The organism is Streptosporangium minutum (assembly GCF_002149035.1).
Classification (GTDB): Bacteria; Actinomycetota; Actinomycetes; order Streptosporangiales; family Streptosporangiaceae; genus Streptosporangium; species Streptosporangium minutum.
The window spans coordinates 1-8,273 of record NZ_NGFP01000342.1 but is presented as its reverse complement, the minus strand read 5'-3'; the positions used below and the strand labels follow the sequence as shown (position 1 = coordinate 8,273).

10 protein-coding genes and 1 other RNA gene are annotated in these 8,273 nt (G+C 69.7%); 6 read left to right on the top strand and 5 right to left on the bottom strand.

The genetic code is table 11. From position 1 onward, the window contains the following. Together CA984_RS40670 and CA984_RS40665 are read right to left on the bottom strand one after the other, a co-directional pair. Positions 1-386: membrane dipeptidase (locus CA984_RS40670; protein WP_207621227.1), on the bottom strand; the 386-nt coding region annotated here is incomplete at its 3' end. A 75-nt stretch (positions 387-461) separates the two neighbouring features. Further along, complete coding sequence (locus CA984_RS40665; RefSeq protein WP_086578680.1) at positions 462-1,901, bottom strand: flavin-containing monooxygenase; 1,440 nt, start codon at positions 1,899-1,901, stop codon at positions 462-464. 79 nt (positions 1,902-1,980) lie between these two features. Here CA984_RS40665 and CA984_RS40660 point away from each other — a divergent pair, with 79 nt between their 5' ends. The 4 genes from CA984_RS40660 to rnpB all read left to right on the top strand — a co-directional run bounded on the left by CA984_RS40660 (position 1,981) and on the right by rnpB (position 5,547). After that, entirely contained in the window at positions 1,981-2,817 is an 837-nt protein-coding gene (locus tag CA984_RS40660; RefSeq protein WP_086578679.1) for a Nif3-like dinuclear metal center hexameric protein, read from the top strand. Beyond that, entirely contained in the window at positions 2,814-3,554 is a 741-nt protein-coding gene (locus tag CA984_RS40655) for a zinc ribbon domain-containing protein (protein ID WP_086578678.1), read from the top strand. The genes CA984_RS40660 and CA984_RS40655 overlap by 4 nt, the downstream gene beginning before the upstream one ends. Continuing rightward, complete coding sequence (locus CA984_RS40650; protein WP_086578677.1) at positions 3,551-4,933, top strand: bifunctional RNase H/acid phosphatase; 1,383 nt, start codon at positions 3,551-3,553, stop codon at positions 4,931-4,933. The genes CA984_RS40655 and CA984_RS40650 overlap by 4 nt, the downstream gene beginning before the upstream one ends. A 221-nt stretch (positions 4,934-5,154) precedes the next feature. Next, positions 5,155-5,547: RNase P RNA component class A (gene rnpB / locus CA984_RS40645), an RNA gene on the top strand. Positions 5,548-6,064: 517 nt separating this feature from the next. Here rnpB and CA984_RS40640 read toward each other — a convergent pair. Both CA984_RS40640 and CA984_RS40635 read right to left on the bottom strand, forming a co-directional pair. Further along, a complete protein-coding gene (locus CA984_RS40640; RefSeq protein ID WP_133061927.1) occupies positions 6,065-6,385 on the bottom strand; it encodes a hypothetical protein in 321 nt (106 codons plus the stop codon). 15 nt (positions 6,386-6,400) lie between these two features. Continuing rightward, positions 6,401-6,838: a VOC family protein gene (locus CA984_RS40635; RefSeq protein WP_086578675.1), complete on the bottom strand. Its 438-nt coding sequence runs from the start codon at positions 6,836-6,838 to the stop codon at positions 6,401-6,403. A 251-nt stretch (positions 6,839-7,089) separates the two neighbouring features. Here CA984_RS40635 and CA984_RS40630 point away from each other — a divergent pair, with 251 nt between their 5' ends. After that, complete coding sequence (locus tag CA984_RS40630; protein WP_165781608.1) at positions 7,090-7,749, top strand: recombinase family protein; 660 nt, start codon at positions 7,090-7,092, stop codon at positions 7,747-7,749. A 13-nt stretch (positions 7,750-7,762) separates the two neighbouring features. On the opposite strand, the gene CA984_RS40625 is transcribed toward CA984_RS40630, so the two are convergent. Next, the gene (locus CA984_RS40625; RefSeq protein WP_108724688.1) at positions 7,763-7,969 is read right to left on the bottom strand and encodes a Tn3 family transposase; all 207 of its coding nucleotides are present in this window, start codon (positions 7,967-7,969) and stop codon (positions 7,763-7,765) included. Between the two features lie 66 nt (positions 7,970-8,035). Between CA984_RS40625 and CA984_RS40620 the strand changes: the two genes are divergently transcribed. Then, positions 8,036-8,273 (top strand): transposase (locus CA984_RS40620; RefSeq protein ID WP_423229293.1); only part of this gene is annotated, 238 nt, incomplete at its 3' end.

Below are 8,273 nucleotides of genomic sequence, written 5' to 3'. Positions count from 1 at the left end.
CGGTGCAGGGTGGGCAGCAGCTCGACGCTGGCGTCCAGGCCGGGGGCGCTCTCCAGGGCCAGCACCAGGGCGATCCTGTCCTCGCCGAGGGCCTGGTCGATCTGGGCGCCGTCCAGGCAGAGCCGTACCGCGTCGGCGTTGCCCTCGGCCAGGGTGTGCGCGCACTCGATCATGCGCAGGGTCTGCCGGAGCGCTCCTTCGGGCCGGTACTGGTCGTCGATGAAGACCGGCAGCACCTGCACGTTCACCCCGCCCTCGTGGAGCTGGGGCAGCCAGCGCTCGCGGAAGAACGACGCCCACTGCCGCGGGGGTCGTGCCGTGACCGCCATCAGCAGGTCGTTGTGGGTATCGGCGACCACGGCGTCACGGTGGAGTTCAGCGGACACGGGCAGGCCCTTCTTCGCAGGTGGCTCTCGTCACGGACGACGCTATCGAGAGCCCGGGCCCGGTGTCCGGACGGGTCAGCGCGCGAAGCGGAACGCCGCCGGCCGGGGCGCCCTGGTGATCCGCCGGTAGACCGTCGTCGGGGCCGGCCAGTTGTTGGTCACCCGGCCCGCCGCGTTCTTGTACCAGCTCGTGCAGCCCGCCCCCCACACCATGGAGTCCATCGCCCGGTCCAGGCTCCGCCGCCACGCCTCCATCGCCTCGGGCCTGACCTCCATCGGTCCTCTCCGCGCGAGGTACGGCAGGCAGCGCATGATGTACCCGACCTGACACTCGATCATGAAGACGATCGAGTTGTGGCCGAGGTTGGTGTTGGGCCCGTAGAGCAGGAACAGGTTCGGGAAGTGCGGCACCGCGATGCCGAGGTAGGCCTCCGCCCCGTCCTTCCACTCCTCGCCGAGACGGCGCCCCTGACGGCCGGTGATGTCGATGGGGGCCAGGAAGTCGGTGCTCTGGAACCCGGTGGCGTAGACGATCACGTCAGCCTCGCGGAGGCCGGTGGCGGTCTCGACGCCCGCGGGGACGATCCGGGTGATCGGCTCGGTGACGAGATCCACGTTGGCGCGGGTCAGCGCGGGATAGAAGCCGCTGTCGATGATGACCCGCTTGCAGCCGACCGGGTAGCCGGGAGTCAGCCTGGCCCGCAGTCGCGGGTCCGGGACCTGGTCGCGCAGGTGCTCCAGGGCGCGCCTGCGCAGCAGCCCGGCGCTCCATCCGCCCGCGAGGGCCCGGTAGAGGGCGCCCTCGGCGTACCGGTAGACCCATTCGCGGTAGCCCCGCTGCAGGAACGGCATGTGGCGGAAGGCCGTCCGGGCGGTCTCGCCGAAGACGGCGTCCGGCTTGGGGATGACCCAGTTGGGAGTGCGCTGGAAGACGTCCACGTGCCCGGCGACCTCGGCCACCCGGGGGATGAGCTGCGCCGCCGACGACCCGTTGCCGATCACCGCCACCCGCCTGCCGGTCAGGTCCTGGGAGTGGTCCCAGCGGGCGGAGTGGAAGGCCGCGCCCCCGAAGGAGGGCATCCCCGGGATGTCGGGCAGCCGGGGGCGGTTGAGCTGCCCGACCCCTGACACCACCACGTCGAAGAGCTGCTCGCCGGCCGCCGTGCGCACCCGCCACCTGCCCAGCGACTCGTCGAAGGCGGCGGCCGTGACCTCGGTGTTCAGCCGGATCCGCGGGCGCAGGCCGTACTTGTCGGCGCACATCTCCAGGTAGCCGAGGATCTCCGGCTGCCCGGGGTAGCGGCGGGTCCAGCTGGCGTACCTCTCGAAGGAGAAGGAGTACAGGTGCGAGGGAATGTCGCACCCGGCCCCGGGATAGGTGTTGTCCCGCCAGGTGCCGCCGACCCCGGGCCCCTTCTCGAAGATCGTGTAGGAGCGGATCCCCGCCCGCTCCAGCCGTATGGCCATGCACAGCCCGCCGAACCCGGCACCGATGATCGCGACATTCGGACTCATACGCCAGCCCTTCGAGGTCAGGATCCACTTACATTAGGCGATCCGCCTGCGTTCGGACATAGGCCGGTAGTCTGCGCACGTGCCTACTCTTGCCGACGTCGTCCGAGAGCTCGAATCGACCTACGATCCCCGGTGGGCGGAGTCGTGGGACGCGGTCGGACTCGTCTGCGGGGACCCCTCTTCGGAGGTGCGCAGGGTCCTGTTCGCGGTGGACCCGGTGGCGGCCGTCGCGGACGAGGCCCTCCACTGGGGCGCCGACCTGATCGTCACCCATCACCCGCTCTACCTGCGCGGCACCACGAGCGTCGCCGCCACCACCTTCAAGGGCCGCCTCGTCCACACACTGATCAAGAACGACGTCGGCCTCTTCACCGCCCACACCAACGCCGACGTCGCCGACCCCGGAGTCTCCGACGCGCTCGCCCACGCCGTGGGCCTGACCGGCCCGCTCACACCCCTGCTGCCCTCGGCGGACGACCCCCGGCGCGGCCTCGGCCGCGTCGGCTCGCTGCCCGCCCCGCTCTCGCTGCGCGAGTTCGCCCGCCAGGCCGCCCGGGGGCTCCCCGGTACGGCGGGCGGCCTCCGGGTCGCCGGGGACCTCGACCGCGAGGTCCGGCGGGTCGCGGTGAGCGGGGGATCGGGAGACTCCCTCCTCGGTACGGCCCGCGCCGCCGGAGTGGACGTCTTCCTCACCGCGGACCTGCGCCACCACCCGGCGAGTGAGTTCATGGAGGCCCCCGACGGGCCCGCGTTGATCGACGCCGCCCACTGGGCCACCGAATGGCCCTGGCTGACCGAGGCGGCACGCCGACTGGCGTCCGGATTGGCCGGGAAGGGGATTACTGTTGAGACGCGCGTATCCGAGACGGTCACGGACGCCTGGAAGACAACAGCAGAGTGCGAGGATTTGAAGTGAAAGCAGCCCCGGCAGCCCAGAAGCGTCTGCTCGACCTGGCCGAACTCGACTCCGTCATCGACCGGCTGGCCCATCGTCGCCGCACCCTGCCCGAGCTGGCCGAGATCGACGAGATCTCCGCCCGCGTGGCGAGGCTCGCGACTCAGGTGATCTCGGCCGAGACCGAGGCGGGTGACCTGGCCCGCGAGCAGTCCAAGGCGGAGGCGGACGTCGACTCGGTCCGCATCCGCGCCGAGCGCGACCAGAAGCGCCTCGACTCCGGCCAGGTCTCCTCCCCGAAGGACCTGGCGAGCCTCCAGTCCGAGATCGCCTCCCTGAACCGCCGCCAGAGCGACCTGGAGGAGGTCGTGCTGGAGATCATGGAGCGCCGGGAGGCGGCCGACGCGCAGGTCACCAAGATCGCCGCTGAGCGCGACGGGCTCGTCGCCGCCCGCAGCGTCTCCGAGGACCGCAGGGACGCCGCCTTCGCCGAGATCGACAAGGAGAGCGCCGAGGTCAGGGGAAAGCGCTCGGAGGTCGTCGCCGACATCCCCGCCGACCTGCTGGCCCTCTACGAGAAGCTCCGGGACCAGTTCGGGGTGGGGGCCGCGATGCTGCAGGGCGCCCGCTGCCTCGGCTGCCGCACCAGCCTGTCCATCGCCGAGATCAACCGCATCAAGGCCGCCTCCCACGACGAGGTGATCCGCTGCGAGGAGTGCCGCCGGATCCTGGTCCGCACCGCAGAGTCAGGCCTGTGACCTCCTTCGTCATCGAGGCCGACGGCGGGTCCCGGGGCAACCCCGGACCCGCCGGCTACGGTGCGGTCGTCAAGGACGCCGCCGACGGCCAGGTGCTGGTCGAGACGGCCGAGGCGATCGGCACCCAGACCAACAACGTCGCCGAGTACCGCGGGTTGATCGCGGGCCTGCAGTCGCTCCTCGCCCTGGCGGGCGACGGCGCGGTCGTCGAGGTCCGGATGGACTCCAAGCTGGTCGTCGAGCAGATGGCCGGCCGCTGGAAGATCAAGAACGAGGGGTTGCGCCCGCTCGCGCTGGAGGCGGGCACCCTCGCCCGGCGTCTCAGGGTCACCTGGCAGTGGATCCCCCGGGAGAAGAACAAGGACGCCGACCGGCTGGCCAACGAGGCGATGGACGCCGCCGCCAAGGGCCGCCCCTGGCAGCCCAGCGGTTCCGCGGGCACGGGTTCGGCACGCACGGGTTCCGCGCGCACGGGTTCGACGGCCGCAGGTTCCGCGGGCGACGGCTCCCCGCTCACCGGCCCCTCCGAGGCCCGGGAGTTCGGCCTGTCCGACGCCTCGGCCGCCGAGGTCCCCGGCCGCCCTGCCACGGCTGCCGCCCCGCTCGCCGCGCAGGACTCCCTTCTCGACCTCATCGACGCCGATGCCGTCTCATCGGACCAGGACGTCTCATCGGACCAGGACGTCTCATCGGACCAGGACGTCTCATCGGGCCAGGCGGCGGTGCCCGGGACCACGGGCACCGGCTGGCGTGCGCCCACGACCGTGGCGACCTCGCTGCTCCTGCTCCGGCACGGCGAGACCCCGCTCTCGGTCGAGCGCAGGTTCTCCGGGCTCGGCGACCCGGAGCTCACCCCCAACGGCATCGCCCAGGCGGAAGCCGCCGCGGCCAGGCTGTCGCGCGAGCCGTACGGCATCCAGGTGGTCGTCAGCTCACCCCTCAAGCGCGCCCGCGCCACCGCCGAGATCGTCGCAGCCCGGCTCGGGCTGGAGGTGGTCGTCGAAGAAGGACTCCGGGAGGCCGACTTCGGCGACTGGGAGGGCCACACGTTCACCGAGATCCAGCGCCGCTGGCCGGACGCGCTCGCCGCGTGGCTGGCGGACCCGTCCGCCGCGCCGCCGGGTGGGGAGAGTTTTGGGGTGGCGGCGCGGCGGGTCCAGGCGACCGGGGACCGGCTGGTCGAGCGTTACGAGGGCAGGACGGTCCTCGCCGTCTCCCACGTCACGCCGATCAAGATGCTGCTCCAGTCAGCGCTGCTGGCTCCCCTCGCCGCGCTGTACCGCATGCATCTCGATCTGGCAGCCCTGTCCCTGATCGAGTATTACGCCGATGGGCCCGCGGTGGTCAAAGCGTTCAACGACACCTCGCACCTGCGCTGAATCGGCACTTCCCACCGACGACCCGTGTGCGCGGGGGTGGCATGCCCTCCGTCCCCCGCGCACACGCGGCGCCCGTCCGACCTGGTGATCGGTCGTGCTCTCATCGGTCGTCCCCCGGGCGCTCGTGCCCCCCGGGGCCGTGTGATCCCCATTCCACCGGAGATGACTTGCCGCTCGGTTGGAGACCACTTGGGAGCCGATAGGCTTGTGGTCACGGCGGACGAGCCGGCCGGGCGGCCGCGTCGGGTCTCTTCGGAGGCCCGCCGAGGAAGGTCCGGGCTCCACAGGGCAGGGTGGTCGGTAACGCCGACCCGGGGCGACCCGCGGGACAGTGCCACAGAGAACAGACCGCCTCCCGCAAGGGAGGTAAGGGTGAAACGGTGGTGTAAGAGACCACCAGCGCCCACGGTGACGTGGGCGGCTAGGTAAACCCCACCCGGAGCAAGGTCAAGAAGGGACGCTCCCCGGAGCGTCCCGCGCGCGACGTTTGAGGGCTGCCCGCCCGAGCCGCGCGGGTAGACCGCTTGAGGCCGCCGGCAACGACGGCCCTAGATGGATGGTCGCCCCTTCACGCAAGTGAAGGACAAAACCCGGCCTACAGGCCGACTCGTCCGTCCTCCCGCCGCCGACCTGCGGCGGAGTGGTCATTCCACTTCCCTGTTCCGTCCCTGTTCCGCCGGAGCGGTAGCGGTCAAGGTTTCCACCGCACCCCGGCCGAGGTCTTCATCGTCTGGGAGCAGGCGCCCGTACGTGTCCATCGTCTCGAAAATCGTCGCGTGACCAAGCCGCGACCGGATCACCTTCGGGTTGAGACTCGCCTTGGTTCAGACCCGACGCGTAGAAGTGTCGGAGACCATGAAGTCGGGTGCCCTCCGGTAGGGGTCCCGGTAGTAATGAAGAAATTTCCAACGGATATGCAGATCGGAGTCCCTGTCAGGGACCCGGGCACAGTCTGAAAGATGAAGCGCCGACCTGCATATCCATTGTTTCCTGCGCCGTTACTACCCGTAACCCCCAGCAACTGGGCACTTCCGGCTCGGCCCTCCGCTCCCGAAGCTGGCCCCAGCCCCAAGGTAGCTATGTGAGTGATCACGATTGCGGTTCGTGATCGCGCCGTGGATTCTGAGCCTCTCACGCGCCGGATCGCCGCGGCTTGCGGCTGATCGCGGCTCGCGGGTAGGTCAGGCCGAGGTGGGCCACCGGCGAGTTGTTGAGGTAGTCGCCCCAAGCACAGCCCGTGGAGTGGGGGCAGGTCTCCAGCCATGTGTTGCAGTGCCGGCAGAGCAGGCCGCGGACCTGGAGGCCGGCGGGGTCGTGGTCGACGAACACGCCGATCGTGCTGTGGCACGCGTGCCAGGCCGGGCCCAAGGCCGCGATCAGCGCTTTGATGATCGGGCCGAGGATCGGCCCCTGGAACGGAGGCCACCGCACGCTGTCTTGTTCGACGTTCAACGAGGTAGACGTCCGTCAGCCCAGGCAGAACTCGTTGCCCTCGATGTCCTGCATCACGAGGCACGACTCGTTTTCTTCATCGGCAGGCAGGAGCCGCACGCGTACCGCGCCGAGCGGGATCAGCCGCGCGCATTCGGCCTCAAGGGCTGCCAGGCGTTCCTCACCCACTAGCCCGGTGCCGACCCGCACGTCAAGGTGCAGCCGGTTCTTGACGACCTTGCCTTCGGGAACGCGCTGGAAGTACAGCCGCGGACCCGCGCCCGAGGGATCGCTGCATGCGAACCATGAATCCCGCTGCTCAGTCGGCAGTGTGCGATTGAAGTCGTCCCAACTGGCAAAGCCCTCTGGTGGCGGCGGCGCGACGTACCCCAGCACCTCGCACCAGAAACGAGCAACGCGCTCAGGTGATGCGCAGTCGAAGGTGACTTGAATCTGCCTAACTGATGCTCCCATGGACCAATTCTCCCATTGGTTGCCATACGGCCGATCAGAGCAACTGTCCTTGATCCACGGTTACGACGTCATCCTCAGGGTGTCGGGATTAGAAGATTTAACGACACCCTCTGACTCGACCCCGCAAGCCCTCACGAAAACCGGACACCGAGCCACGAACCGTGACGTCGGATGGCTGGTTCCGCACACGAACTGACGACAGGATTTTCCGACAGGAAAACCGGGCGCCAACCCTTCCCGAGGAGAGCCCGGTGCAGATCGTCTACTCCCGCGTCTCCACCGCGACCCAGTCCCTGCCGCGGCAGCGCCACATCCTCACCGAGGCCGGCCTTCTCATGCGCACCGAAGGCGTCGCCGAGGGATTCCGGCCTACCGACGGCGTCCTCCTCTTCGAGGACCCCGCCACCACCTCCGAGATCCCCGCCCTCGACCGGCCCGCGTTCGGCAAGATCGCCGCCAGGGCGCACCCCGGCGGCACCCTGACGGTCTCGGAGCTGTTCCGGCTCTGCCGCGACCTGCTCGACATCCACGCCGTCCGCAACTGGTGCCAAGCCCGCGGCGTCGCCCTGCGCGTCCTGTCCGGACCGCTGTCGAACTTCCACGACCTCGCCGCAGGCGACGCCACCACCGCCGTCATCATCAACGTGATCACCGCCGTCGGCCAGTTCCAACGTGACATCCAGAACGAGCTCACCGTCGAGGGGATCGCCGCCGCCGAGGGCGAAGGCCGCTACCGCGGCCGGCCGCCCGCGCTGGACGGTGACCGGCGCGAGGACGTGCGGGCGGCCTTCCGCGAGGGCGCCTCGATCGCGGCCCTGGCACGGGCTCATGGGGTGAGCCGGGCGGCCGTGCGAACCGCCCTGGCCGACCTACTACCCGGCCAGGGCGTCCCGCCCCGGCCATCGGCGTGATCGACGGGAAGGGTCAGGCGAACAGGTCGAGGTCAAGACGGCGACCCATGTCGATGTCGATCGTGCCGTACAGGTTGGCGTTGGACCAGAACAGTGGCGAGAGTCCTCGTTTGTCGGCGTCGGTCAGCTTCTTCTGCCAGGCAGGGTCCTTGAGGACGGACTGGACAAGCAGGGTGTTGATGAAGACCAGCGCCGACTGGAGCAGGTGCAGGCTGAGCATGGAGACGGGCGTTCCCCCTTGAATGTGGACACCTTGGAGACTGGATCTTGAGGTCCAGGGGAAGAGATGTCACTGATGGTGATGAAGAACTACCCGCCCGAGTTCAAGGCCGACGCGGTCGCGTTGGTCTTGTCCAGGCCGGACCGGACGATCACGTCGATCGCGAGGGACCTGGGGATCAGCCGCGAGACGCTGCGGTTGTGGGTACGCGCTGCGCAGATTCGGGGTGAGGGCGCTCCAAATGCGACGGGGCGTGTCGCTGCTACCGGTAAGCGGGCGCTGTCGGGGCACATACCCTCGGACG

Excerpts from the sequence above, each read along its gene's own strand:
- CA984_RS40665 (WP_086578680.1), bottom strand. The coding sequence starts at position 1,901 with ATGAGTCCGAATGTCGCGATCATCGGTGCCGGGTTCGGCGGGCTGTGC.
- CA984_RS40635 (WP_086578675.1), bottom strand. The coding sequence starts at position 6,838 with ATGGGAGCATCAGTTAGGCAGATTCAAGTCACCTTCGACTGCGCATCA.
- CA984_RS40625 (WP_108724688.1), bottom strand. The coding sequence starts at position 7,969 with ATGCTCAGCCTGCACCTGCTCCAGTCGGCGCTGGTCTTCATCAACACC.